The sequence below is a fragment of the Bacteroides propionicigenes genome (genome assembly GCF_018390535.1).
GTDB classification, from domain to species: Bacteria; Bacteroidota; Bacteroidia; order Bacteroidales; family Bacteroidaceae; genus Bacteroides; species Bacteroides propionicigenes.
Genome location: NZ_JAHBBW010000001.1, coordinates 291250 through 316576, shown reverse-complemented (window position 1 = coordinate 316576; position 25327 = coordinate 291250). Strand labels below are relative to the sequence as shown.

The 25327-nt window shown below is 50.8% G+C and carries 31 protein-coding genes and 2 pseudogenes; 26 read left to right on the top strand and 7 right to left on the bottom strand.

Going from position 1 to position 25327, the window contains the following annotated elements; all coding sequences use genetic code 11:
- The first annotated feature begins 13 nt into the window (after window positions 1-13).
- The 16 genes and pseudogenes from KG118_RS01490 to KG118_RS17390 form a co-directional block, all read left to right on the top strand.
- Entirely contained in the window at window positions 14-781 is a 768-nt protein-coding gene (locus KG118_RS01490; RefSeq protein WP_007569261.1) for a DUF5045 domain-containing protein, read from the top strand.
- Window positions 782-794: 13 nt separating this feature from the next.
- The gene (locus tag KG118_RS01485) at window positions 795-1928 is read left to right on the top strand and encodes a hypothetical protein (RefSeq protein WP_007569262.1); all 1134 of its coding nucleotides are present in this window, start codon (window positions 795-797) and stop codon (window positions 1926-1928) included.
- A gap of 27 nt (window positions 1929-1955) precedes the next feature.
- A complete protein-coding gene (traK, locus tag KG118_RS01480) occupies window positions 1956-2570 on the top strand; it encodes a conjugative transposon protein TraK (protein WP_007569263.1) in 615 nt (204 codons plus the stop codon).
- Window positions 2571-2583: 13 nt separating this feature from the next.
- Complete coding sequence (locus KG118_RS01475; RefSeq protein ID WP_007569264.1) at window positions 2584-2967, top strand: hypothetical protein; 384 nt, start codon at window positions 2584-2586, stop codon at window positions 2965-2967.
- Between the two features lie 72 nt (window positions 2968-3039).
- The gene (gene traM / locus KG118_RS01470) at window positions 3040-4191 is read left to right on the top strand and encodes a conjugative transposon protein TraM (protein WP_007569265.1); all 1152 of its coding nucleotides are present in this window, start codon (window positions 3040-3042) and stop codon (window positions 4189-4191) included.
- Between the two features lie 13 nt (window positions 4192-4204).
- Complete coding sequence (locus tag KG118_RS01465; protein WP_007569266.1) at window positions 4205-4558, top strand: hypothetical protein; 354 nt, start codon at window positions 4205-4207, stop codon at window positions 4556-4558.
- Window positions 4555-5367, top strand: a complete 813-nt coding sequence (locus KG118_RS01460) for a DNA-methyltransferase (protein ID WP_007569267.1) — start codon at window positions 4555-4557, stop codon at window positions 5365-5367. The genes KG118_RS01465 and KG118_RS01460 overlap by 4 nt, the downstream gene beginning before the upstream one ends.
- A gap of 9 nt (window positions 5368-5376) precedes the next feature.
- Entirely contained in the window at window positions 5377-6228 is an 852-nt protein-coding gene (traN, locus tag KG118_RS01455) for a conjugative transposon protein TraN (protein WP_007569269.1), read from the top strand.
- A complete protein-coding gene (locus KG118_RS01450; RefSeq protein WP_007569273.1) occupies window positions 6225-6737 on the top strand; it encodes a hypothetical protein in 513 nt (170 codons plus the stop codon). Before traN ends, KG118_RS01450 begins: the two co-directional genes overlap by 4 nt.
- Before the next feature lie 7 nt (window positions 6738-6744).
- Window positions 6745-7416, top strand: a complete 672-nt coding sequence (locus tag KG118_RS01445) for a hypothetical protein (protein ID WP_007569275.1) — start codon at window positions 6745-6747, stop codon at window positions 7414-7416.
- Between the two features lie 4 nt (window positions 7417-7420).
- Window positions 7421-7903 (top strand): hypothetical protein, encoded by a 483-nt coding sequence (locus KG118_RS01440; protein WP_007569279.1) that lies wholly within the window; start codon window positions 7421-7423, stop codon window positions 7901-7903.
- A gap of 7 nt (window positions 7904-7910) precedes the next feature.
- Window positions 7911-10097, top strand: coding sequence for a type IV secretory system conjugative DNA transfer family protein (locus tag KG118_RS01435; RefSeq protein ID WP_007569281.1), 2187 nt, complete (start codon window positions 7911-7913; stop codon window positions 10095-10097).
- 228 nt (window positions 10098-10325) lie between these two features.
- Complete coding sequence (locus KG118_RS01430) at window positions 10326-11090, top strand: type IV toxin-antitoxin system AbiEi family antitoxin (protein WP_032571833.1); 765 nt, start codon at window positions 10326-10328, stop codon at window positions 11088-11090.
- Entirely contained in the window at window positions 11083-11994 is a 912-nt protein-coding gene (locus tag KG118_RS01425; RefSeq protein ID WP_007569286.1) for a nucleotidyl transferase AbiEii/AbiGii toxin family protein, read from the top strand. The genes KG118_RS01430 and KG118_RS01425 overlap by 8 nt, the downstream gene beginning before the upstream one ends.
- Window positions 11892-12503 (top strand): GNAT family N-acetyltransferase, encoded by a 612-nt coding sequence (locus KG118_RS01420; RefSeq protein WP_225719309.1) that lies wholly within the window; start codon window positions 11892-11894, stop codon window positions 12501-12503. Before KG118_RS01425 ends, KG118_RS01420 begins: the two co-directional genes overlap by 103 nt.
- Window positions 12500-13294, top strand: a pseudogene (locus KG118_RS17390) (helix-turn-helix domain-containing protein); the annotation flags it as partial. The gene KG118_RS01420 and the pseudogene KG118_RS17390, both read left to right, overlap by 4 nt.
- On the opposite strand, the gene speD reads toward KG118_RS17390, so the two are convergent.
- A complete protein-coding gene (speD, locus tag KG118_RS01415; protein ID WP_007569294.1) occupies window positions 13222-14889 on the bottom strand; it encodes an adenosylmethionine decarboxylase in 1668 nt (555 codons plus the stop codon). The pseudogene KG118_RS17390 and the gene speD sit on opposite strands and share 73 nt — an antisense overlap.
- Window positions 14890-14995: 106 nt before the next feature.
- Between speD and KG118_RS01410 the strand changes: the two are divergent.
- A pseudogene (locus tag KG118_RS01410) lies at window positions 14996-15289 on the top strand (type IV secretory system conjugative DNA transfer family protein); the annotation flags it as partial.
- 405 nt (window positions 15290-15694) lie between these two features.
- Window positions 15695-16588, top strand: coding sequence for a DMT family transporter (locus tag KG118_RS01405; protein ID WP_007569300.1), 894 nt, complete (start codon window positions 15695-15697; stop codon window positions 16586-16588).
- Window positions 16589-16590: 2 nt separating this feature from the next.
- Here the strand turns inward: KG118_RS01405 and KG118_RS01400 are convergent, their stop codons facing one another.
- Entirely contained in the window at window positions 16591-17490 is a 900-nt protein-coding gene (locus KG118_RS01400) for a helix-turn-helix domain-containing protein (protein WP_007569301.1), read from the bottom strand.
- 265 nt (window positions 17491-17755) lie between these two features.
- On the opposite strand from KG118_RS01400, the gene KG118_RS01395 reads away from it, so the two are divergent.
- From KG118_RS01395 to tatC, 5 genes are read left to right on the top strand one after another with little or no spacing between them, the layout of a single operon-like run.
- A complete protein-coding gene (locus KG118_RS01395; protein ID WP_007569302.1) occupies window positions 17756-18943 on the top strand; it encodes an aldo/keto reductase in 1188 nt (395 codons plus the stop codon).
- Between the two features lie 9 nt (window positions 18944-18952).
- Window positions 18953-19981, top strand: coding sequence for an alpha/beta hydrolase (locus KG118_RS01390; RefSeq protein ID WP_007569304.1), 1029 nt, complete (start codon window positions 18953-18955; stop codon window positions 19979-19981).
- Window positions 19978-20061: a twin-arginine translocation signal domain-containing protein gene (locus KG118_RS17645; protein ID WP_080783879.1), complete on the top strand. Its 84-nt coding sequence runs from the start codon at window positions 19978-19980 to the stop codon at window positions 20059-20061. The genes KG118_RS01390 and KG118_RS17645 overlap by 4 nt, the downstream gene beginning before the upstream one ends.
- A 30-nt stretch (window positions 20062-20091) precedes the next feature.
- A complete protein-coding gene (gene tatA / locus KG118_RS01380; protein WP_007569305.1) occupies window positions 20092-20289 on the top strand; it encodes a twin-arginine translocase TatA/TatE family subunit in 198 nt (65 codons plus the stop codon).
- Window position 20290: 1 nt separating this feature from the next.
- A complete protein-coding gene (tatC, locus tag KG118_RS01375; protein WP_007569307.1) occupies window positions 20291-21094 on the top strand; it encodes a twin-arginine translocase subunit TatC in 804 nt (267 codons plus the stop codon).
- Between the two features lie 202 nt (window positions 21095-21296).
- On the opposite strand, the gene KG118_RS01370 is transcribed toward tatC, so the two are convergent.
- Genes KG118_RS01370 through KG118_RS01355 form a run of 4 tightly spaced genes read right to left on the bottom strand, consistent with a single transcriptional unit; the run spans window position 21297 to window position 22471 of the window.
- Window positions 21297-21674, bottom strand: coding sequence for a hypothetical protein (locus KG118_RS01370; RefSeq protein WP_007569310.1), 378 nt, complete (start codon window positions 21672-21674; stop codon window positions 21297-21299).
- Between the two features lie 32 nt (window positions 21675-21706).
- Complete coding sequence (locus tag KG118_RS01365; protein ID WP_007569311.1) at window positions 21707-21979, bottom strand: hypothetical protein; 273 nt, start codon at window positions 21977-21979, stop codon at window positions 21707-21709.
- Window positions 21980-21989: 10 nt separating this feature from the next.
- Window positions 21990-22262, bottom strand: a complete 273-nt coding sequence (locus KG118_RS01360; RefSeq protein ID WP_171059051.1) for a hypothetical protein — start codon at window positions 22260-22262, stop codon at window positions 21990-21992.
- Window positions 22263-22273: 11 nt separating this feature from the next.
- Window positions 22274-22471, bottom strand: coding sequence for a hypothetical protein (locus tag KG118_RS01355; RefSeq protein WP_007569317.1), 198 nt, complete (start codon window positions 22469-22471; stop codon window positions 22274-22276).
- 369 nt (window positions 22472-22840) lie between these two features.
- Here KG118_RS01355 and KG118_RS01350 point away from each other — a divergent pair, with 369 nt between their 5' ends.
- Both KG118_RS01350 and KG118_RS01345 read left to right on the top strand, forming a co-directional pair.
- Window positions 22841-23155 (top strand): helix-turn-helix domain-containing protein, encoded by a 315-nt coding sequence (locus KG118_RS01350; protein WP_007569322.1) that lies wholly within the window; start codon window positions 22841-22843, stop codon window positions 23153-23155.
- Complete coding sequence (locus tag KG118_RS01345) at window positions 23152-24432, top strand: type II toxin-antitoxin system HipA family toxin (protein WP_007569324.1); 1281 nt, start codon at window positions 23152-23154, stop codon at window positions 24430-24432. The genes KG118_RS01350 and KG118_RS01345 overlap by 4 nt, the downstream gene beginning before the upstream one ends.
- A gap of 69 nt (window positions 24433-24501) precedes the next feature.
- Here KG118_RS01345 and KG118_RS01340 read toward each other — a convergent pair whose 3' ends face one another.
- Window positions 24502-24978, bottom strand: a complete 477-nt coding sequence (locus KG118_RS01340; protein ID WP_007569325.1) for a hypothetical protein — start codon at window positions 24976-24978, stop codon at window positions 24502-24504.
- 137 nt (window positions 24979-25115) lie between these two features.
- On the opposite strand from KG118_RS01340, the gene KG118_RS01335 reads away from it, so the two are divergent.
- The gene (locus tag KG118_RS01335) at window positions 25116-25313 is read left to right on the top strand and encodes a hypothetical protein (protein ID WP_154396197.1); all 198 of its coding nucleotides are present in this window, start codon (window positions 25116-25118) and stop codon (window positions 25311-25313) included.
- The last annotated feature ends 14 nt before the right edge of the window (window positions 25314-25327 follow it).

Here is a 25327-nt window from a genome sequence, read left to right as displayed (position 1 = left end):
ACCGGAAATTAATATGAACAGAACTCTCTTACTCATGGCGGTTGCAGCAGTTGCAACGAGCGGTGTCAAGGCGCAGTCGGTTACTTACAACCATGACTCGCCGAAACAGAACCAGATTACGGTTATGGAAACCGGTACGGGCGCTCTGTCGCCCGAACTTTATTACACGCTGCTGCACAACAAGTACAAGAAGTCGGCGGCAAGCAAGAACAAACTGTCGTTCCGCACGCTGGCGGGTGTGAACCTGTACAACCAGACAGACGAGGCGGAAGCCATCGACTCGGCACTGGTCAAGCGGGCCGAAATCGAGGCACTGAATGTAGCCGACCGGCAGATTGACCTCGCGTGGCTGGCCGAGGGCGATAAGATAAACGCTCAAATGGAACGGCTTCAGCGCAACATCGACCGCATCCCCCTTGCCGGGGGCACAACGGACGACAGGGAGCGGTGGACGGAATACTACCACGTCTACCAGTGCGCCATTGACGCTACGAAGGACGCCTACATGCCCAACGCACAACGGAAGAAAGAGTACCTGCGAATCTACGAGGACGTGGTACGGCAGAACGAGATTCTGGTCGGCTACCTTGCCCGAAGACAGAACGCCACGGTTGCGAACGGGCTGCTGAATGCAACCGCCGACCGGAGACTGGACAAGGGCGGTATCGTCCGCGAGGCGATGGGCCGGTGGAACGAATCGCGTTCCGCCGTGCGAGGGGCGCAATCGGGCGGCGAAACTGATACGGGAGACGGAGACGAGACGGTAAACAGAAAGAACTAAAAACACACAACGTATGGCAGACGGAAATATTCTTTCGGATTTCGGTATCGACCTCTTGGAAGAGGAAATCGACGACGTGATTTTTCAGACCAACGAGTTTCTGACCGATGCGACCTTTACCGGCTCGCAAGGTCCCTTCTGGTGGATTCTTCAAATGTGCATGGCACTGGCCGCCCTATTCGCCATCATCATGGCGGCAGGCATGGCGTACAAAATGATGGTCAAGCACGAGCCTTTGGACGTGATGAAGCTCTTCAGACCGCTGGCCGTGTCGCTTATCCTCTGCTGGTGGTATCCTCCGGCAGACACGGGCATGGCAAACAGCGGGAGCAACTGGTGCTTTTTAGATTTCCTCTCCTATATCCCGAACTGCGTCGGTTCGTACACACATGACCTGTACGAGGCCGAAGCCTCGCAAATCTCGGACAAGTTCGAGGAAGTGCAGGAGTTGATTTACGTGCGCGACACGATGTACACTGCCCTGCAGGCACAGGCCGATGTCGCCCATACGGGTACGTCGGACCCAAACCTTATCGAGGCAACGATGGAACAGACAGGTGTGGACGAGGTAACGAACATGGAGAAGGATGCGGCGAAGCTGTGGTTCACCTCGCTGACTTCGGGGGTAATCGTGGGGATTGACAAAATCATCATGCTGATAGCCCTTGTAGTATTCAGAATCGGTTGGTGGGTTACCATCTATTGTCAGCAAATTCTTTTGGGAATGCTCACCATCTTCGGCCCTATACAGTGGGCGTTCTCGCTCCTGCCCAAATGGGAAGGTGCGTGGGCGAAGTGGCTCACGAGGTATCTGACGGTGCATTTCTACGGGGCGATGCTCTACTTCGTGGGCTTCTACGTGCTGCTGCTGTTCGACATCGTGCTGTGCATACAGGTGGAGAACCTGACGGCAATCACGGCGAGCGAGCAGACGATGGCGGCTTACCTGCAAAACAGCTTCTTCTCCGCCGGCTACCTGATGGCGGCAAGCATCGTGGCCCTGAAATGCCTGAACCTCGTTCCCGACCTTGCGGCATGGATGATACCGGAGGGCGATACGGCGTTCTCGACCCGAAACTTCGGTGAGGGCGTGGCGCAGCAGGCCAAAATGACGGCGACGGGCGCAATGGGTACGGTAATGAGATAACAAAGTAACGATAAATATTCAAACAAAATGGTCATCAAGAATTTAGAGAACAAAATCAAACTGGTCGGAATTATCTGCACCGCCTTTCTCGTGGGGTGCGTCATCATCAGCATGTCGAGTATCTGGACGGCCCGCATGATGGTTACGGACGCTCAAAAGAAGGTGTATGTGCTGGACGGCAACGTGCCCATACTGGTACGCCGCACGACGATGGAGGAAACGCTCGACGTGGAAGCCAAGAGCCATGTAGAGATGTTCCACCACTACTTTTTCACGCTTGCCCCTGACGACAAGTACATCCGCTACACGATGGAGAAAGCGATGTACTTAGTGGACGAAACGGGCTTGGCACAGTACAACACGCTCAAGGAAAAAGGTTTCTACTCGAACATCTTGGGAACGAGCGCCGTCTTTTCGATTTTCTGCGACAGTATCGCCTTCAACAAGGAGAAGATGGAGTTTACCTACTACGGACGGCAGCGTATCGAACGGCGCAGCAATATCCTGATGCGCGAACTGGTTACGGCGGGACAGCTCAAGCGTGTACCCCGGACGGAGAACAACCCGCACGGGCTGCTCATCGTGAACTGGCGCACACTGCTGAACAAGGACATCGAGCAAAAGACGAAAAGCAACTATTAACACCATCAGCCCTATGAATATCAAAGGATTCAGACGTATGCTGTTCGGTGAAAAAATGCCGGACAGGAACGACCCGAAATACAAGGAACGCTACGAGCGTGACATAGATGCCGGACGGCGTTTCGCCAAGGCAACACGCATCGACAAGGCTGCGGCCAAGGTGCAGGGCTTCGCCAACATGCACCGGACGCTGTTTCTCGTCATCGTATTTGGCTTCGCCATCTGCGGGCTGACATGGAATATTTACCGCCTGACGGTGGTGTACCGCCATCATCCGACCCGCCGGACGGCCACGGAGATGCAGGATTCCGTGCTCCGGGAACGGCATAAGATGCTTTCCGTACCGCATGTACGAAGATTCGATACGAAGGAAAGTGGTACGGAAAGGCCGGAATAGAACGGCAGGCTTATGAATATGCCGTTTGAGAGAACTATAAGCAAGTATGTGCAACTCAATTAAAGGGAAACAATGAACAATATCTTCAAGAGAATTAATTTCAGGCAGCCAAAGTATATGCTTCCGGCTATCCTCTATATTCCCCTTCTCGGCACGTCGTACTTCTTTTTCGACCTGTTCCATACCGAGAAGGTCGAGGTACAGGATAAGACACTCCAGACGACCGAGTTCCTGAATCCCGAATTGCCGGACGCCCAAATCAAGGGTGGCGACGGTATCGGCAGCAAGTATGAGAACATGGCCAAATCATGGGGCAAGATACAAGATTATTCCGCTGTGGACAACATCGAGCGGGACGAACCGGACAATAACCAAGAGGAATATGAATCGCAGTACACCGAAGAGGACATCGCCCTGCTTGACCGGCAGGAAAAGGAAAATGATCTGGCAGCGGAAGCGGCCGATGCCAAGAGGCGGGAACAGGAGGCTCTCGCAGAACTGGAAAAAGCACTCGCCGAAGCGAGGTTGAGAGGACAACGGGAGGTCATGCCGTCCGAAACGGACAGCACCGCAACGGCGGCTCCGCCGGACACGATGACGCAGGCCAAGGGAACCATCGACGAGGAAAGCCGTTCGGTCAAAGCTCCTGCGGAGACGGACAAGGCAAGCGAGGTGGTGAAGAAGGTAAAGACGGCTTCGGACTACTTCAACACACTGGCGAAAGACGCTCGGGAACCGAAACTCATCAAGGCGATCATCGACGAGAACATCAAGGCCGTGGACGGCTCGCGTGTGCGGCTGCGCCTGCTGGACGACATCGAAATCAACGAGAGCGTGGTCAGGCGTGGTACTTACCTGTATGCCACAGTCAGCGGTTTCTCTTCCGGACGTGTAAAAGGAAGCATCAACAGCATATTGGTGGAGGACGAACTGGTCAAGGTCAGCTTGTCAATCTACGATACGGACGGGCTGGAAGGACTTTACGTACCCATCAGCCAGTTCCGCGAGACAAGCAAGGATGTGGCGAGCAGTGCCATGTCGGGCAGCATGAACATGAATACCAGCGGATACGGTAACAGCCTCGCCCAATGGGGTATGCAGGCGGTGAACAATGCCTACCAGAAAACGAGTAACGCCATCAGCAAGGCTATCAAGAAAAACAAGGTGAAGCTGAAATACGGGACGTTTGTGTATCTGGTGAACGGACGGGAAAACAGGAACTAAAAGGGCAGTGACAATGGAATCAGACATATCAAAACTTCATAAGGGAACGGACGGCTTCTATTACGAGGACTACATCGCTCCCGATAAGCCCGAAACATTCGTTGGGAAGCTCGTAAGTACCGAATGGTGGCACAAAGGGGTACGATTCGCCCTGATATGCAACTTTCAGGCAGAAGACGGGCGGAGGATTGCCTTATTCGCCTTCCAGAAGCATACCGGTTTTTACGGGCCGAGAGACGGTGCGGTCAATTTCAAACATGTGGAGAAGAATACCCTCTGGGAGTGTGAAATCCGGAAAACCCGGACGGAACGCTGTACCTGGATGAGCGCCCGACAAATTGTAGAACTGAAAACAGACGCAATATGATAGAGACGGATCGCATTTACCTTATGGACTGCATGGAGGGCATGAAACAGATAGCGGATAGTAGCGTGGACGCCATAATCGCCGACCTGCCTTACGGGGTGTTAAATCGCAGCAATCCGTCGGTGAACTGGGACCGCCAGATACCGTTCGCAGCCTTGTGGGAGCAATACCGGCGGATTACCAAGCCGGACAGCCCCATTATCCTGTTCGGACAGGGGCTTTTCTCCGCATGGCTCATGCTGTCGCAACCCCGGCTATGGCGGTACAACCTCGTGTGGCAGAAAGATCGGGTGACGGGACATCTCAATGCCAAACGTATGCCGCTCCGGCAGCACGAGGATATTCTGGTATTCTATAAAAAACAGCCGGTCTATCATCCGCAGATGACACCGTGTCCTCCGGAACGGAGAAATCACGGGAGGCGTAAAACGGAGGGATTTACCAACCGTTGTTACGGAACGATGAAACTCTCACCGGTACGCATAGCCGATGACAAATATCCGACCTCGGTCATCTTCATGCCGAAGGAACACAAGAAAGGCGCGTTCTACCACCCGACACAAAAGCCCGTGGCGTTGATGGAGTACCTGATACGGACCTACACCGACGAAGGCGATGTTGTACTGGACAACTGTATCGGGTCAGGCACAACCGCCGTGGCCGCTATCCGCACGGGACGACACTACATCGGATTTGAAATCGAACAGGTGTACTGCGAGATTGCCGAACGGCGGATTCAGGAGGAACTGGAATGCAGGAACAAAGCACAAGAGGAAAAAGAGATAAGGGAAGAAAAACAAAATCAATAAATCAATGACATGGACAAAAAAGGAATCGTAACGGCATTTCTTCTGGCGGCAGGACTGCTGGGAACGCCGAATGTACAGGCACAACGAACCTACGAGGAGATGGAACAACTTACGGTAAATGAACAGGTAACGACGGTCATCACGGCCTCGGAACCGGTACGCTTCGTGGACATCTCCACCGATAAGGTTGTCGGTGACCAGCCGATAGATAACATCGTCCGCCTGAAACCGAAAGAGGGCGGACACGAGGACGGCGAGGTGCTGGCCATAGTGACCATCGTAACGGAACGCTACCGCACGCAGTATGCACTGCTCTACACCACACGGGTGCGGGAGGCGGTAACTGACAAGGAAATCCAGTTGCAGGAACGAAACGCCTACCACAACCCGGCGGTCTCGATGTCCACCGTGGAGATGACACGCTTCGCCCGGCGTATCTGGAACTCGCCCGCGAAGATCCGCAACGTCGCCACCAAGGCACACCGCATGACCATGCGGTTGAACAACATCTACACCGTGGGAGAGTATTTCTTCATCGACTTCTCAATAGAGAACCGGACGAACATACGTTTCGACATTGACGAGATACGGGTGAAGCTGGCGGACAAGAAACTGACCAAAGCGACTAATGCGCAAGTCATCGAACTGGTCCCGGAACTGGTGCTGGAGACGGGCAAGACGTTCCGGCACGGCTACCGGAATGTGGTCGTGGTCAGGAAAATGACGTTCCCGAACGACAAGGTACTGACCATCGAGATGACGGAGAAACAAATCAGCGGGCGTGCTATCAGCCTGAATATCGACTATGAGGACGTGCTGTCGGCCGATTCGTTCAGCACGGCATTGCTGGAGGAGGAATGACAATGAGAAAGACGATTATCCTGACGATTGCCTGCATGTGCCTCGCCGTCGGCGCGAATGCACAACGGGGCAGCGGCCGCCTTTCGCTCGGAGCGGGGCTGCTGTACAAGAACGGGCTGGACGTGACGCTGGCCTACGAACACGAGATGAACTACCGCCATGCGTGGGAGTTCTTTGCCAACGGCTACCTGCAATGGGCAGAGTGCGAATCCTGCAAGCATGTATGCCCGAAATCTTTCTGGCAGAATTACCGTACCTACGGCTTCGGCGTGGCTTACAAACCCTGCGTCACGAGGGGACGCAACCATTACGGAAGCCTCCGTATCGGGGCTTCGGGCGGAAGCGATACGAGGAAGTTCCTTGTCGGGCTGCATTTCGGCTACGAGCACAACTATGTGTTGCGGGCGGGCTGGACGCTATACTGGCAAGTCAAGGGAGACGTGATGATAAAGGGGGCCGATGTGCTGCGTACAGGAGTTGCCCTCGGTATTAAACTACCTATAAAATAAGGGAAAGATGAAACAGAACACTATCAGAAAAACGTGCCAGGTAGTGCCGGTTCTCCTCATAACCGGGGCATTGGCTGCCTGCGACGCACATATAGAAGAACCCGACAAGACGGTACGTCCCGGACATGTCCTCTGCGTGGACGGCAAGGCCGTGCCGTACAGCGAGTATGAAAATTCCGGGAAACAGGCGATTGCCGTCGTCTTCCATACCTATTCGGACGGGGAAACGGAAGGAAACGGCTATGCCGTCTATCTGTGGGACATGACGCCGAAGGCTTTTGCCGACAGCCTCGGTGTCGAGCAGGGTACGTCGGCGGACATTGCTGCATACGACGGGAATGAGAACACGTTCGCCCTGTACGATACGGAAGAAACGGCCTCGCCGATGGCTGAAGCCGTTTTTGCCTTGTGGAAATACGGACAGAGCGCCTATATCCCCTCGGTGGCACAGATGCGTCTGCTGTATTCGGCACAGACCGTCATCAATCCGATTATCGAGAAATGCGGCGGCGACCCGCTGCCGACCGAGGCCGACGAGTGCTGGTATTGGACATCGACGGAGGTGGAAGGACAGCAGACAGTCAAAGCATGGCTCTACTCGACAGCCAGCGGAACCATGCAGGAAACGCCCAAGACACAGGCGCATAAAGTGCGTCCCATTATAACCATCAACAACTGAATTTATGATTATGAACGGAATTAAAGATTTTCAAGCACCACAGTATGTGGATATAGTACATCCGGACAAAGGATTCTTCGGGTATCTGTTAAGATGCAAATGTCCTAAACAAGAGGACGTTTCCGGTAATTTCATATTCCTCGACGATGGAATAGACTGCTACAAGAGGTTTCCCTCCGTAAAGAATCGCAGGGAAGAAATCCGGGCAGAATGGAACGGCCGTATCAGCCGTTACCATGATATTTTCCAAGGTCAGCTCTGCTATGTCAATGAAGAATTGATTGAAGATTTCATTGATTTCATGACTTATGGCTCTGACAATGCCGTCCGGATTTTCCTTGAGAAGTTTACAGCGGAAGTACGGGCTTCTGCAATATATGACGGGCTTAAACCTCTATATGCAGTTTCCCATGTCTGCCAGCTTTCCGCTGATAACCGTATGCAATGGCCTCACATCCACGTCCTCTGGGGTATTAAAAAGAATTGACATAGCAATGGAAGAGAGCAAGGAATTACAGGGATTTTACCGGATATTCCGTGCGGTGGTGTATGTCTCCGTACTGATGGAGTTTTTCGAGTATGCCATCGACCCGGCCATGCTGGACCACTGGGGCGGCATACTCTGCGACATTCACGGACGTATCAAACGGTGGGCCATCTATAACGACGGCAACCTCGTGTACAGCAAGGTCGCCACGGTGCTGCTGATCTGCATTACCTGTATCGGCACCAGAGCCAAGAAACATTTGGAATTCAACGCCCGGCGGCAGGTCTTGTACCCGCTCGTGAGCGGCTTTGCCCTGTTAGTGCTGTCCGTATGGCTGTTCGGTCATCCGATGGAGACGCGGTTCTACACGCTGCCGCTGAACATTATTCTCTATATGGCGGTATCGCTCACGGGGGTTATCCTCGTGCATGTCGCACTGGATAACATCTCCAAGTTCCTCAAAGAGGGACTGATGAAGGATCGTTTCAATTTCGAGAATGAAAGTTTCGAGCAATGCGAGGAACTGATAGAGACTCCGTACAGCGTGAATATCCCCATGCGATATTACTACAAGGGCAAGTTCCGTAAAGGCTGGACCAATATAACCAACTGTTTTCGTGGAACATGGGTAGTCGGAACACCGGGGTCGGGCAAGACATTCAGTATCATCGAGCCGTTTATCCGACAGCACTCGGCCAAGGGGTTCGCGATGGTGGTCTATGACTACAAGTTCCCGACGCTGGCCACGAAACTGTACTACCACTACAAGAAAAACCAGAAGCTCGGAAAGTTGCCCCAAGGCTGCCAATTCAATATGATTAACTTCGTGGACGTGGAGTACAGCCGCCGGGTAAATCCAATTCAGGCAAAATACATCAACAACCTCGCTGCGGCGAGCGAAACGGCGGAAACGCTGCTGGAATCCCTGCAAAAAGGCAAGAAAGAGGGAGGCGGCGGCAGCGACCAGTTTTTCCAGACTTCGGCTGTGAACTTCCTCGCCGCCTGCATCTACTTTTTCGTGAACTATGAACGCGAGCCTTACGATGCCAAAGGAAACAAATTGTACGCTGAAAAACGGCAGGACCCGGAGACGAAATTCTGGAAACCGACGGGTGTGGTACGCGCCAAAGAGGGCGGGGAAATCGTTGAACCTGCCTACTGGTTAGGCAAGTATTCGGATATGCCGCATATCCTGTCGTTCCTGAACGAGAGTTACCAGACCATCTTCGAGGTACTGGAGACCGACAACGAGGTTGCCCCGCTGCTCGGTCCGTTCCAGACCGCTTTGAAAAATCGCGCGATGGAACAGTTGGAAGGTATGATCGGTACATTGCGCGTCTATACCTCTCGTCTGGCGACCAAAGAGAGTTACTGGATATTCCACCGTGACGGTGATGACTTCGACCTGAAAGTGAGCGACCCGAAGAATCCGAGCTACCTGCTGATAGCGAACGATCCGGAAATGGAAAGCATTATCGGAGCGTTGAACGCCCTTATCCTGAACCGCCTCGTTACCCGTGTGAATACGGGACAGGGCAAAAATGTCCCCGTGAGCATTATCGTGGACGAGCTGCCGACGCTGTACTTCCACAAGATAGACCGCCTGATCGGCACGGCACGAAGCAACAAGGTGAGCGTGACGCTCGGCTTCCAAGAACTGCCGCAGCTCGAAGCGGATTACGGGAAAGTGGGTATGCAGAAAATCATCACGACGGTGGGTAACGTGGTGAGCGGTTCGGCCCGTGCCAAGGAAACGCTGGAATGGTTGTCGAGCGACATCTTCGGCAAGGTGGTGCAAATCAAGAAGGGTGTCACGATAGACCGGGACAAGACTTCCATCAATCTGAACGAAAATATGGACAGCCTCGTACCCGCCTCGAAAATCTCGGATATGCCGACGGGCTGGATCTGCGGCCAGACGGCACGGGACTTCATCCAAACAAAAACCGGCATAGGCGGCTCGATGAACGTGCAGGAAGCGGAGGAGTTCAAGACCTCGAAGTTCTTCTGCAAGACGGATTTCGACATGAAGGAAATCAAGAAGGAGGAAGCGGCGTATGTACCGCTGCCGAAGTTCTACACGTTCAAGTCGAGAGAGGAACGGGAACGCATTCTTTACCGGAATTTTGTGAATGTGGGAATGGAGGTGAAAGAAATGATAAAGGACGTGCAGAACAAACGAGGGGCGAAATAAGAAACCTGTTTCCGATATGAGGGAAAGTAAAAAAAATGCCTGCAATGATTCCGCGATTATTGCAGGCGTTTTGGCGTTTCCGGTATCTTGGAAAATCCTGTGGAGTTGGTTTTGGTATTCAATACTACACAAAAAGTATATTATACCGAAACAAAATCAACTTTCAAGACCTTTGGAACGGAAAATAATGCTACCTTTGCAGTTGAAAAAGAAAACAAATCATATACTGTGGATATAGAACAAAAAAGCAAAATAAACCAACTGCTGCTTTCCGCCACTCCCAAAGGATTGTTATTCTCCGAATGGCTGAAAAGGAACGGTTATTCCGACCAGTTGATAAAAAGATACCGGGAATCCGGCTGGCTTGAGATGCTGTCAAAGGGAGTCATGTACCGAACGGGAGACAGCCTGTCGGCATACGCCGCATTGTCCTGCTACAACAGGCAATTGGGCAAGACGTTCCGTGTCGCAGCTCATTCTGCATTGGAACTGTTCGGCTTCAACCACTATGTGCCTATGGGGAAACCGTTGCTGATGGTGGCACACGGCAAACAGCGTGTTCCGGAATGGATACGCCACGATGTTTTCGACAGGGTGATAAAACCGTTTTCCACCGATACCTTTTCAGAACCGCAGACCGCAACGATTGTGAAATACGAAGTGGATCTGCTGGTTTCTACACCTGAACAGGCATTCTTGGAATGTCTGTTGCTTGCACCGCAACAATATTCCTATATGGACTTGTTCTATATGATGGAACAACTGACAACGCTGCGTCCCGAAATGCTACAGCAACTGCTCGAAACGACCAAGAACCTTAAAGTAAAGCGTATGTTCCTTTATATGGCAGAAAAAGCGGGACACTATTGGTTCGAGGCACTTGATACATCCAAAATAGGACTGGGAACCTCCAAATTGCAACTGTCAAAAAACGGGATTTATATCTCCAAATACAAAATAACCGTACCTAAAGAACTGAACGAATATGAATGACATCTATAAAAAACAGGTGGCATTGTTGATACGCATTATGCCGTCCGTGTACCGCATCAAAGATTTTGCTGTGCATGGAGGTACGGCTATCAACCTGTTTCATAAAAACATGCCTCGCTATTCAGTCGATATAGACCTCACCTATATTCCCGTAAAGGAAAGGGCCGAGAGTCTGGACGCAATCAACAACCATCTGCGAACTTTGAAAAGCTACATAGAAAAATCCATACCGGGCATAAAAGTGATCCACAAGCATGATGTCTGGAAATTACAATGTACTTTGGACGGTGCGACCGTCAAAATCGAAGTGAACGGGACAAAGCGGGGTATCATCGGAGAGACAGAGGACAGGAAACTGTGCGAACGGGCTGAAACGGAGTTCAATATGACCTGTAAAGCACGTACAGTTTCTTATTCGCAGCTTTACGGGGGCAAAATTGCAGCGGCATTAAGCCGCCAACACCCACGGGACCTGTTCGATTGCAAGTATATGGAAATGGCGTCGTTTCATGATGTCAAGAACGGCTTCATGCTTTGCCTGTTGGGGAGCGACAAGCCTGTCATCGAATCTTTGCAGCCGAACGCCATCGACCAGACGGAAGCACTGGAAAAGCAGTTTGAGGGAATGTCCGATACTCCATTCACTTATTCGGATTATGAAGAGGCAAGGCATAACCTCATTCAGCAGGTAAACGACAGCCTGACCGAAACAGACCGGGAATTTCTTCTGTCATTTGAAAACGGCGAACCCGATTGGGAAAAATGCTGTGCCGGAGATTTAAGCCGCTATCCGTCCGTAAAATGGAAATTACAGAACATTGCCAAGCTGAAAAAGAGCAATCCTCAAAAGCACAAGGCGGGATTGGAAAAGCTACAGACCTTCTTATTTCCGAAGAAGGGATAAGTTTTTATGGGCATCATGCCGGACAGATTGGTGTTAACGGAAAAACAATATTTGGAATCATGTACAATATGCGAGAAATAAAAGAGGAAGACTTTGAAGCGGTGGCAAAATTTGAAATTGAAATTTCTGAAATCTCATTCGGAGAAAAGGCTATTACTGACCTCGAGTTCCACTGCAAGAAATTAGCCAAAGCAAAAGACCGACGCGGAATGATCGTGATAGAAGACACGGAATCCGGTAAAATTGTGGGCTGGGTATGGATGGAGAAAAAGCAGAACAGCCTGACCGGAGAGGTTTATGCCAACTTCAAGTCCATTTATGCGGATGAGTGCATTCGAGGAATGCAAATTGTAGACGACCTGTTTGAAAAAAGCATAGAATATGCGAGAGAGTGCAAGGCGGCTTATATTGTCGGCAAGGTTCATGCCGGGAACGTACCGATGCGCTCTTTGTATAAAAAGCATTGCTTCGAGCCAACCCATGTAACGATGGAAAGGAAATTGTTATGATAACGTCCGGCATACAAAGTTTTGCTCTCTCGCATGGCGAACAATACAAACACGGAAGAACAAGCCTGCGTGACTTGTCAGGTAAACTGCCTTTCGTGGCAAACGGGTGTACCATGCTGTTATGCGTTGAAGGCCGGGCTGTCGTAACCACCAATACACGAAAACGGACATTCCGCAAAGGTGATTTGCTTGTGTTGTTTTCGGACACCTTATTTGCACCGCTGTGTGTTTCTCCTTCATTCACGGCAGAATATATATCCTTGTCATTGGAACTGACAGGGGAGATTTTCTACAAAATGACTTCCCCCGCATTTTGGGACGGACTGTATGAATATCCGGTCTGCCGACTTTCGGAAGCACAATACTCATTGGCAGACGGAGTGTTCAAGCAGATGATATGGGCGATGGAGAACGGTGATGAAGAAAGCCGGAAAAACATCCTGCAAAATTGCATTTACAATGTTTTTCTGGCTTTAGATATTGTGTTCAAGCCGATGTTTCCCGACTTGGGCAAGTGTTATCAAAAGGATCAGTCAAGGGTGCTGTTCGGCAAGTTCATGTCACTGCTGGCTAAGAATTTCCATGTAAAAAGAGATGTACGATATTATGCGGACAGGCTTTGCATCACGACCGATTACCTTTATAAGATAACCTGCAAAATAGAACAGCGGACTCCGAAGGAAATCATTGACCTGTTTGTCGTAACGGAACTCAAACGCTATTTGGACAACACAGAACAGTCCGTCAAAGACCTGGCCCGTCTGTTCCATTTCGAAGACGCGTCGTACCTTTGCCGCTTTTTCCGCCGCACGGCAGGCTGTTCCGTTTCCGAATACCGCAACAGGCTTAGCCGCTCATAGGCTCCCCGTATCAAATCGCTGTATTCCACTTTCGCACATCCGAGCCGCTCCTGCAAATAGTCGAAAGCAGTCCACGGACGGACATTGGTGCCGCATGTGAACAAATCGACAGCGGCATAACCACACTCCGGCCACGTGTGTATGGTCAAGTGGGATTCTTGGATGACCACCACACCGCTCACACCCACTGGGGCGTATTTGTGAAAGTTTTCCTGTACTATGGTCGCTCCGGCACTTACTGCCGCTTCGTGCATGAATGTGCGAATCTGTTCCACATCGTCCAGTTTTTCCGGGTCGCAGTTGTAGAAGTCTGCAAGGATGTGATGCCCTAAGGGAAGGTATTGCTTTTTATCCGTATTCCCGTTTTTGTGCAGTCTGTCGAAAACCGTAGCTCCGCATACATTGCAGCCTTGTTTTTTCAACTCCCTGATGGTCTGATATTCCGCCTCTTTCCCCACGGCATAGACTTTGCCGCATTGCCGGCAGCGGTAACGGTTTTGCCGGAGATTGCGGTCTGCGGTGTAGATGTCATCGCGCCCTCGTTTTTCGAGAGGAAACAAGGCGCGTGTACGTTCTGTCGTTTCCAGGACAAAGAGCTGTCCTTTGTTGCCCAAAAGAGATGCGCCCATGTATTCATTGAACCGGGTGAACATCTCTTTGATGGCCAGTCCGTGCAGTTGGAAACATTTTTGCAGAAAGTAAACCTCCGTTGCCGACTTGTTCCCGAACGAGAAAAAGATTCTCAATCCGGACTCTTCTTTCAGTACGCTAATGGCACGTGACAGGAACAAGGAAGCTCCCTCTTGCGTATAAGGCGGATCGGTGAACAGGCAGTCGAAACGCCCGCACAAATGCGGAGGCAGAGGCATCCTCAAATCCACCCGTTCACAACTTATCGGCAGGGCGAACCGTCCGGCCAGCCGCTCCAGACACTCGATATAACGACCGTCCATCTCAAGTACATGGATGTGTGTCGGGCAGATGCTTGGACCGGGATAAAGTTCTTTCAGCAGAAACCCGATGGCAAGGCTGACAAAATCATCATCGCCCATGCATACGATTTGTCTGCCTGTCAATGTGCCGTTTGCCAAGCAGAGCAAAGCCCTGCGGAATGCTGTCTGTACGGTACATTGGGCTTGGTCCAGTGCTACATCCGCTACGGGGCGTTCGTCGAATGCCGCACGGTATTTTTTACTCAGCGCGTCAGCGTATGCGTCCCTTGCCTGTTCGCTTTCCGCCAGTCGGCGATACAGGCAGAGGTCAATCCCCTTGAATCCAAGAGCTTGTTCCACATACTCCTTTCCGTTATGAGTAAGCCCTACGCCTCCGCTGCATTGTTCCAATATGCCCAGCCTGATACCTTCGTTCTTTATGGCGGTCACGATAGGTACCGGCAAGAGTAATTTTTGAGAGAGGGCTTTGTTGGAAAGTGGCGCAAAACAATACAGCTCCTGAAAATAAAGTTCAATAATCCGTCGGCTATCCTTAATTGATACTGTCTTAAATATTTTGTCGATATAATCCATTTATTACATATCGTTGATTTACAGGCTGCAAAAATAGAACAACATCATTAAGTAATAGAGAGCAAAATCCTGCTGATATGGGTACTTTTCAATACAAAGGCAGATAGGTTGGATATATGGCCAGACGGCTCAGGACTTCATCCAAACAAAAACCGGTATAGGCGGCTCAATGAACGTACAGGAAGCGGAGGAGTTTAAGACCTCGAAGTTCTTCTGCAAAACGGATTTCGACATGAAGGAAATCAAGAAGGGGGAAGCGGCGTATGTACCGTTACTGAAGTTCCACACGTTCAAGTCGAGGGAGGAACAGGAACGCATTCTTTATCGGAATTTCGTGAATGTGGGAATGGAGGTAAAAGAAATGATAAAGGACGTGCTGAACAAACGGGAAACTAAATAGAAAGCCAGATTCCGATATGAGGGAACTAAAAAACGCCTGCAATGATTCCGTGATTATTGCGGACGTTTCGGCGTTTCCTATCTATTGTGAAAATCTTATAGTTCAAAATCAGCTTCTTGCGGCCCTACATAAAAGAAGGGAAATCAGGTGTTTTTTATATAACGGGTACATTTACCAGTCCCCCTTTTTTTGTATAATACCTGCATCTTCCGTTTTGGAGATAAACTCCCGAACCTGTTTTTCGGACAGTATATCTGCGAATATTTCCTTGAGGACAGCCCGGTTGATACAACCATTTTTACGGAAACAACAATAAAATCCTTTCAGTCTTTTACCGCAGTTTCGACGGGAGTTTATGAAAATAAAGTCGTATCTTTGCACTCTCTATCAAACAGATAAATCCATGTGAACAAAGGGTTGAACGGACATATCGCCATGCTTTCGACACAAATTATTTGTGGTTTGAATGTACCTGTCGGTAAATCGCTCCTGGCAGAGTGGATGACACCGATTGGGCTTGCCTCCTCTCGTGTTTTATTCGCCACGCTGATATTTTGGACGATCGGGCTTGTTTTCAGGAGAGAAAAGGTCAATGCCAAAGACTTGATGGTGATTGCTTTGGGCGGTATTTCCGGTGTTGCTTGTACTTATCTTTCCTTTGCGTGGGGACTTAATTATACGACACCAGTTCACTTCGCACTTATTGTCGCCTTAAATCCAATCGTAGTTATGCTCTTTTCCGTATTGTTTTTAAAAGAAGCTATCAACCGGCGGAAGTTGACAGGTGTTCTGTTGGGAATTGCAGGAGCATGGGTCTTGATTTCACAAATGGATATTGCCGCATCCGTTGAAAATCATATACTTGGCATTGTTTTCGCCATCGTCAATACAGTTATGCTCGGATTTTATCTGATTATCATCCGAAGAGTGGCGATAAAATACTCTCCTGTCACACTTCAAAAATGGATGTTCCTATTTGCAGCATTGTCCATGCTGCCGTTCAGTATAAATGAATTGTACGTGCAACCGCTTTATCAGTCCGCGTTCTGTTGGCAACCATTACTCCAGCTTGTATTCGTATTGTTGCTGGCAACTGTTCTCAACAATCTGCTATATCCCGTCGCTCTCAAGGGGATACAGCCCACCACTGCCAGCATTTACATCAACCTACAGCCTATTATAGCTTCTGTCGTTGCCATTTTAATCGGGCAGGACATTTTTAGCTGGGATGAACCGGTTTCGGCCATACTTGTCATATCCGGTGTTTTACTGGTCAGTCATTCACAAAATAAAAAATAAAGCTAATTTGCGGTTCTGTATTCATTGGGCGTACACCCGGCCATTTTCTTGAACCAACGGCTGAAGTGTTGCGGATATGGAAATCCAAGTTCATAGGATATTTCACTTATGGACTTCGCCGTATTGAATACCCGCTCTTTAGCGACATCGAGCATTTTCTGCTGGATGTGTTTCAGGGCAGGCATTCCCGTTTCTTTTTTCATCAGGTCACTGAAATAATTCGGGGAAAGACAAAGTTTGTATGCACAATATTGCACAGTCGGCATCCCTCCATGCCTTGCAGGGGCATCAGAGGCGAAATACTCATCCAGAAGGTCCTCGAAACGCGCTAACAGGTCGTGATTGGCATTGTCGCGGGTGATGAACTGACGGTCGTAGAAGCGGATGCAATAATCAAGCAGCAGCTTGATGTTATCCACGATGAGCGAACGGCTGTGCTTGTCGATAGGATACTGCAGCTCAATGCGAATTTTTTCCATACATTCTATAACCGTCCGTCTTTCTTGTTTGGAAAGGTGCAGGGCTTCGTTGGCATTGTAAGAAAAATATGAATAATCTTTCATTATATGCGCCAATGGTGTACCTCGCAGAAATTCGGGATGAAATGCAACAACCCATCCTTCGGGCTGGTGCAGCTGCCCGTCATCTTCAGATCCCATTACCTGACCGGGGGCGAGGAAAAGCATCGTCCCCTGCTGATAATCGTATATACTTTTTCCATATTTAAGATTTCCACAGTTCGCATCTTTCAATAGAATAGCATAGATGTTATACAGTTTTTTCCCGAACCGGAGAGGCTTCCCTTTACTGCCTTCAATAACGCTGACCAACGGGTGCAGGGTCTCCACGCCAAAATAGTCGTTGTACTGCTGGACTGTATCAACCTTCATTATTTCACTCATAATTTCCTCTTTTTTAAGTCATTGCAAATATAGCTATTTTTCTGTGATAGCTTTTCATTCTGCTTTTAATTAAAAGCAAAGATACGGATTCCCGATGGTACGGCATATACCGAAATCATCGTTTTGGATACCAATTTTACTGGTATACCGGCATCGTTCTTACCGGCCCGTTGAAATTGGTAATTCTATCCGTGAAATTGATACACAGGCTCTTAATTCCCCTATCTAATTTTGCAATCAGAAAGATAATCAAACAGATAACGACATGAAAAAAGAACAGATTCAAGAGAACGGCATCAGTCGTCGCGGGTTCCTGAAACGAACCGCATTGGCAGGCGCGGCCATCTGCATCGCGCCGGCATTGGAGAAAGTAACGGCCGCGGAAAAAGCCATTACAGGTAAATCGTCAGTATCGGCAGCAACCATTCCAGCAGGAATGGCAGCAGTCCGCGCACAGCGTACCTTGAGCAGCGGCAAGGCAGCCTTTACCATTTCGGCGATGGGCTTCGGCTGCATGGGGCTGAACCATCACCGCAGCCAGTCTCCCGATGAAAAGACCTGCATCCGGTTGATTCACGAAGCGATAGAACGGGGTGTAACCTTATTCGATACGGCTGAAAGCTATGGCTACCACAAGAATGAAAAACTGGTAGGCGAAGCCCTGAAAGGCTATACCGACCGCGTGTTCGTCTCTTCCAAATTCGGGCACAAGTTCGTGAACGGCGTGCAGGTGAAGACCGAAGAGGACAGCACCCCGACAAACATCCGGCGCGTATGCGAGAACTCCCTGCGCAATCTCGGCGTGGAGACGCTCGGCATATTCTACCAGCATCGCGTCGACCCTGCGACGCCCATCGAGGTCGTAGCCGAAACATGCGGCGAGCTTATCCGGGAGGGAAAGATACTGCACTGGGGCATGTGCGAGGTCAATGCTGAAACCATCCGCCGGGCGCACAAGGTATGTCCGGTTACGGCCATACAGAGCGAGTATCACTTCATGCACCGCGCGGTGGAAGAAAACGGCGTGCTGGCGCTTTGCGAGGAACTGGGTATCGGTTTCGTGCCGTACAGCCCGCTGAACCGTGGTTTCCTCGGCGGCATGATAAACGAGTACACCCGGTTCGACACCGCCAACGACAACCGCCAGACGCTTCCGCGTTTCCAGCCCGAAGCCATCCGTGCCAACACGCGTATCGTGGAGGTACTGAACGCTTTCGGACGGACGAGAGGCATTACCACGGCGCAGGTGGCATTGGCATGGCTGCTGAACAGGAGGCCTTTTATCGTTCCTATTCCCGGCACGACCAAGCTCTCGCACCTCGAAGAGAACCTGCGGGCCTGCGACATAGTGTTCACGTCGGAAGAAGTGACCGAGCTGGAAAAGGCCGTGGCCGCAATTCCGGTCGTGGGAAGCCGCTATGACGCTTTGCAGGAATCGAAAATCCAGAAATAGGAAGGGCGTATGAGAAAGGTTGTCTTTTATATGATGGCCGCCGCCTTGCTGTCGGGTTGCAACGCACGCAACGGGAATATCATGCAAATCGAGGAACAGGGCAGTTTCGCCGTGGGCGGCACGGTGCTCACCGATTCACTGGGGCGCACCTATCACGGCGACCACGCCTACGTGTTCTATCAGAAACCCGTCGATGCCCGGAAATACCCGCTTGTCTTCGCCCACGGCGTGGGGCAGTTTTCCAAGACATGGGAAACTACGCCGGACGGCCGCGAGGGGTTCCAGAATATTTTCCTGCGCCGCGGTTTCCAGACTTATCTCGTCGACCAGCCCCGCCGGGGAAACGCGGGGCGGAGCACGACACCCGCAACCGTTACCCCCGTCTTCGACGAGGAGACGTGGTTCAACCGTTTCCGCGTGGGCATCTGGCCCGATTATTTCGAGGGCGTGCAGTTCAGCCGCGACAAGGAGGCTCTGAACCAGTATTTCCGTCAGATGACGCCAACTCTCGGCCCTCCCGATCTGGATGTCTACGCCAAGGCGTATGCCGCACTGTTCGACAGGATAGGTCCGGCTGTCTTCGTCACCCATTCGCAGGGCGGAGGTGTCGGATGGCTTACACTGCCGCAGACAAGGAACATCCGTGCCATCGTCGCCTACGAGCCGGGAACAAACGTGCCTTTTCCCGAAGGGCAGATGCCGGAGGAAGGGAAAGTACTAACCCTGTCGAAGAAGACCGAAGGCGTGGAAGTGCCGATGGAAGAATTTCTGCAGTTCACGAAAATCCCTATCATCATCTACTATGGCGACAATCTGCCGGAAACCGACGAACGGCCGGAACTGTACGAATGGACACGACGCCTGCATCTGATGCGCAAATGGGCTGCCTTGCTCAACGAACACGGCGGCGATGTCACGGTCATTCATCTGCCGGAGATAGGTTTGAAGGGCAACACCCATTTTCCCTTCTCCGATTTGAACAACGTGGAGGTGGCCGATCACCTGTCGAGATGGTTACATGAGAAAGGACTGGATTGAGAAGGCGGAGTCATGGACGAAGGAACTTTCTGAAAATGGCGGGAATAGCCGGCGGAACGATGACTGAAAACGACTATTGAGTTAATCGAACAACCTTTAACAATTTTCATATGATACCATTATTTATCGGAGGCATCGGTATGCAGGAAGTGCTGCTGATTGCATTAGTCGTCCTGCTGTTCTTCGGAGGACGCAAAATTCCCGAACTGATGAAAGGCATCGGCAAAGGTGTCCGTTCATTCAAGGAAGGTATGAACGGCATGGAGAAAGAAATCAGTCCCGAAAATACCGACAAGAAAGAGGAGTGACATGGCAAAGGAAGACAAAACGGACGGCTTGAGCTTTTGGGAGCACTTGGACGTGCTGCGGACGGCGATTGTTAAAATCGTCGCCGTGGCCGTCGTGTTCGGTATCGCCGCCTTTTGTTTTAAGGAAAAACTTTTTGCCGTTATCCTTGCCCCGAAAAACGACGGCTTCATCACGTACCGTCTTTTCAACCGGATTGCAGCATGGGCCGGCGGCGAGACCGGGAGTTTTGCCGTGCAGCTCATCAACACGGGACTGGCCGGGCAGTTCGTCATCCACATGAAGACGGCATTATGCGCGGGTGTCCTGTGCGCGTCGCCCTATATCCTTTACCAGTTGTTCCGGTTCGTGTCGCCTGCCCTGTATGCCTGCGAGCGGAAATATGCCGTGCGGATAGTCGGAGGCGGCTATGCAATGTTCCTGATGGGTGTGGCGGTCAGCTACTTTCTTATTTTCCCGCTGACATTCCGTTTCCTTGGAACCTATCAGGTCAGCGGTGAAGTGGAGAACATGATCGTCTTGCAATCCTACATTTCGACCCTCGTGCTGATGTGCCTGACAATGGGTATCGTGTTCGAGATTCCGATTTTATCATGGCTGTTTGCCAAATTGGGGTTTCTCACCGCCGATTTCATGCGACGTTACCGGAAGCACGCTATAGTGATTATCCTTATCGTTGCGGCTGTCATCACGCCGACTTCGGACGTGTTCACGTTGTCATTGGTCACATTGCCGATGTGGGTTTTATATGAAGCGAGCATTCTGGTCGTAAATAGAGCTGCAAGTAAAAAGGCAGTAGACAGATAAAGAAACGACATCTTGAAGTGAAAAACAATCTGCCGGCCAAAAGATAAAACAAACCTTTTTACAATAAGAGGTAAGGTACTGTAACACGTAGGTAATCCGTTTTATAAACGGCAGGTTTTTATTCGTTTCTGCATTATACATAGAAAAGCCGTACCCTGCTCGTTTTCCGAAAGGCACGGCTTTCATCCCCTAAAAAGAGGAATCAGACAGTGACAACAGTTACATATAAATTCTGTCGCTCCTGTTCGCAGAATTTATCGTACTCGGCTTTGTCCGTGCCGCTCTCGATAGCCCGGTCGATAACGTCTCCCAACTCGTCGAAACAAACCTCTTCGTTCACACATTCCACCTCCATTCCTTTCACAAGATAGACCTCGTAATAATCCGATCCGTTGAGTGCGACGATGACGTACCCTGCGTGCAGCCGTCCGTTCACCTTAATGCGGAGTGCCGGCAAATCCCTGTATAGGGTGGCGGCAAACTCTTTGATACCCCACGACATGAGGACGGTCATGGGGGTTAACGCTACTAACTGTTCCTTAATGGTCTGTGCGACCTGCATTACATATTCTTTTTCCATAATTCTAAGTTTATAAATTATTATTCCATGATTTACTCGAACCAATCGGGGTTATCCTTTTTGAGTTCGGCTATCAACTCGTTTTCGGGAAGCTGAAGCGTTCTCTCGTCGGTAAAGAAGAAAATCTCGTCATAAATCCTTTCGGCTTCTTTACTGGCAAAACCTTCGTTCTCGTCATTGAAACTGCCGGGCTGCAAGGCATCGAGCAGGATTGTCGAACCGATAAGCAATTCTTCGCCATCGACAGATTCCACGATGCGGGAGTAATAAGACCTGCCGTTGAATTGAATCTTAGTTGTTTTCATATCGTCGTTTTTATATTAATGGTACATTTTTTCCGTGTTCATTGAGGTATTCCATGATATGCTTCGCTTCCTCGTGCGATGCCCGGTTCCGGTCATCGTAACGGCGTGTTTCGTCCGCCATGACCTTGATACACGCCTTAATCAGGCGGTACAGGCTTTGCTGAAGCGTCGGGTGCATGTCCGGGATTGCCGCCGCGAACCGTTCGGGGTTGAAACTGAAACTGTTTACCGCCATTTCCCAGTCTTTGGCGAGGCGGTATTCTTTGCTTTCTTTAATGTCCATATTCTTGAATTTTAATAGTTCTCGTTGCATATTCTGTCAAGTTCCTCAATTATGGGTGTCACCTTTTTGCCTGTAAGACTTTCTATGTCATACAGCAAGTGCTCCAAGCGTTCATACGCCTTTTCTCCCGCTTTTGTAAATTCTCCGGTACTGTCGAATGCGCTACCTTCGCAGCCCAGTTCTTGCAATAATTCTTCTAATGTCTTCATTTGTTAAATTTTAATAATTGTTTTTCTTTCCCTCTGTTCGGCTTCCTTGTTGCCGGAGCCGCTTCGGGTTTTATGGTGCTTTCCGGGGCTGGCGAAAAAGCCCTTTCCGACGTTTTTTCTTGCCAATTACGCTTCGCAGAAGGAAGAATTTGCAAGAAATGCACTTCAAAACGACGGAATCAGGCGCGACAGCCCATATTTGCACCGATAAAAACCGGTGCGGTGACGGACGGGAAAGCCAGACGGGAGAGAATACGGAGACCTGAAAGCGGTAGAAAAGGACGGCTGGAAGCTAAAAAAGAGAATTTATATATCTATATATGGATAATTGTTGTTATATTTGCATATAAATAGTGATATATTGACATTATGGAAACAACGAACTATACCACAAACAGCGATATGCTGACGCTTTTGGCGAAGCGGGTCAAGGAGTACCGTCTGGCCGCCCGCATGAGCCAGAAGGAGCTGGCCGAACAGTCGGGTGTAAGCCAGACGACTATCAGCCATTTCGAGCAGGGGGTCAGCCGTAACCTGACCTTGGCCAATTTCATCTCCCTGCTGCGTGCGCTCGGTCAGGCAGAGCGGCTCGCGGAGATTCTGCCGGAACTTCCCATGCCGCCGATGGCGCTTCGGGAAATCGAGAAACTGATACCTAAACGAGTTAGGAGGGGCAAGAAATGATAGAAAGTCTCGATGTAATCCTATGGGATAAAAAGGTCGGCACGCTTGTCGCCAATCGGGAAGGACACCGCAGCAAAGCCTGTTTCTACTTCGACAGCGATTATGTCCGCGACGGCTACGACATCGCCCCGCTCCGTGCGCCGGTAAAAGGGGTTGCCGCACAGCGCGGCCTGCCGGTCTATCCCGATGAAGAGCGGCTTTTCGGCGGCCTGCCCTCGTTCATAGCCGATTCGCTGCCCGACCATTGGGGAAACACCGTGTTCAACGAATGGGCCAAAGTGCATCATATCCGTATGAGGGACTTGTCCGCCCTCGACCGTCTCGCCTATATCGGACGGCGCGGCATGGGGGCATTGGAGTTCGTCCCGCCCACTGCCGAGGAACTGGAGACACCGTTCAAGGTGGAGATCGCTGACCTCTACCAACTGGCCCGGCAGGCTTTCGAGGAAGCCGGACGGTTCAACGTCCCGGTATCGGGCAACCTGATGGTCGAAAGCCTGTTCAAGGTAGGAACGTCCGCAGGAGGACGACGGCCCAAAGCGGTGGTCAACGTCAATTTCGGGGAAGGACAATGTTACTCCGGACAGGTGGCGACCCCTTATCCGGGCTACACGCCGATGATCGTCAAGTTCGACGAACACCAGAAGATGCCGACGACACGGATAGAATACAGTTATTACCTGATGGCCGTAGACGCCGGGCTTCAGATGATGCCGAGCCGCCTGTTGGAAGGTGAGCAGACAGCGCACTTCCTGACCGAGCGTTTCGACCGCCGGAACGGCAAGAAGGTGCATATCCAGACATTGGCTGCCATGAACCCCCCGGCAGATTCTTACGAAGCACTATTCGAGGCGGCCTGCCGTATCGGCGTGCCGCCGGGGGAACTCCGGCAACTGTTTCGCTTGATGGTGCTGAACGTGCTGGGCGGGAACGTCGATGACCATAACAAGAATTTCAGCTTCCTGATGGGCGATGACGGGCGTTGGCACGTTGCTCCGGCCTACGACTACACGTTCTCGGTCGATCCGGACGCACCGTATTACGTCAACCGCCACAGCATGACTATCAACAACCGGACAGAGGGTATTACTGCGGCAGACCTGCTGGAAGTAGCCCGCCGGTACGGTATAAAGGCCGCAGAGCCGTTCATAGAAAAGACCATAGGCATCGTTTCGCGTTACCCGGAATACGGCCGGGAGGCCGGTGTCGGAGAGGAATGGATAGGAACGATAGAAAAGGAAATCGCTGCACGAGTGGAGTGCGTGCGAGCCGATTAAAATAGAGCATGGGATTTCATGCAGGGGAAATGAACCCACCCGTTTTTGTGGCGGGTGGGTTTGTCGTTGTCATTCCGCCCCTTTCTTGCTTAGGAGGGTCAACTGGTCGGGACGGTCGGGAAACCAATAGGCGTCGCTGTCAAGATACACGCATCTGTCACCATTCCAAGGCTTCCTGAAAGCTAATACCTCTTGAGGGCCGAATACTACTCCATAATCGTTTGTAAATGCTACCATGTCGCCTACGGCCAAATCGTCCTCCGTTTCCATGACTTCGGAAAGGCGATTATAAAACTCCATGCCTTCGGCTTCACGTTCCGCTTTCCAGCGCAAAAAATCCTCTTTATGACTTCTGCCCGTGTTTATCGGCGATAATTCCGAAGGCAAAACCTCCGCTTCCGAAGTACCGGACGAAATCAGAATAATGCTGTCGTCTTCCATGTTTTCCGGTGCAGAAATCACTCGGTAAGCCCCATCGGACAAACCGTTGTCCGGGTCATGCCAATAAAGCAGATTCCCTGTCTTGATAAAATCGTATTTTCCCATTGTCTTGTGAATTATTGATTATTTATTTCCCTTTTTTCGATCCCTTTCCTTTGGAACCGCTTCGGGGTTTTACTGATGCAGTACACGGTCGTCGGCACAGCTTCATACGACGGCTCTTCTTGCCAATTACGCTTCGCTTGGGAAGGAAGAATTTGCAAGAAGTGCACTTCAAGCCGGAGAATCAAGCGCGACGACCGACTTTCGCATCGGATAAAACCCGTGCGGTGAGGGACGGGAAAGCCGGACGGGAGAAACAGGCGGCTCGTGCCGCTACAAAAGGGAAAGAATGCAATTATAAGAGGAAACGGGCGGTGGCGGGGTATCCGGGAGGCTGACTATAAAAGGACGA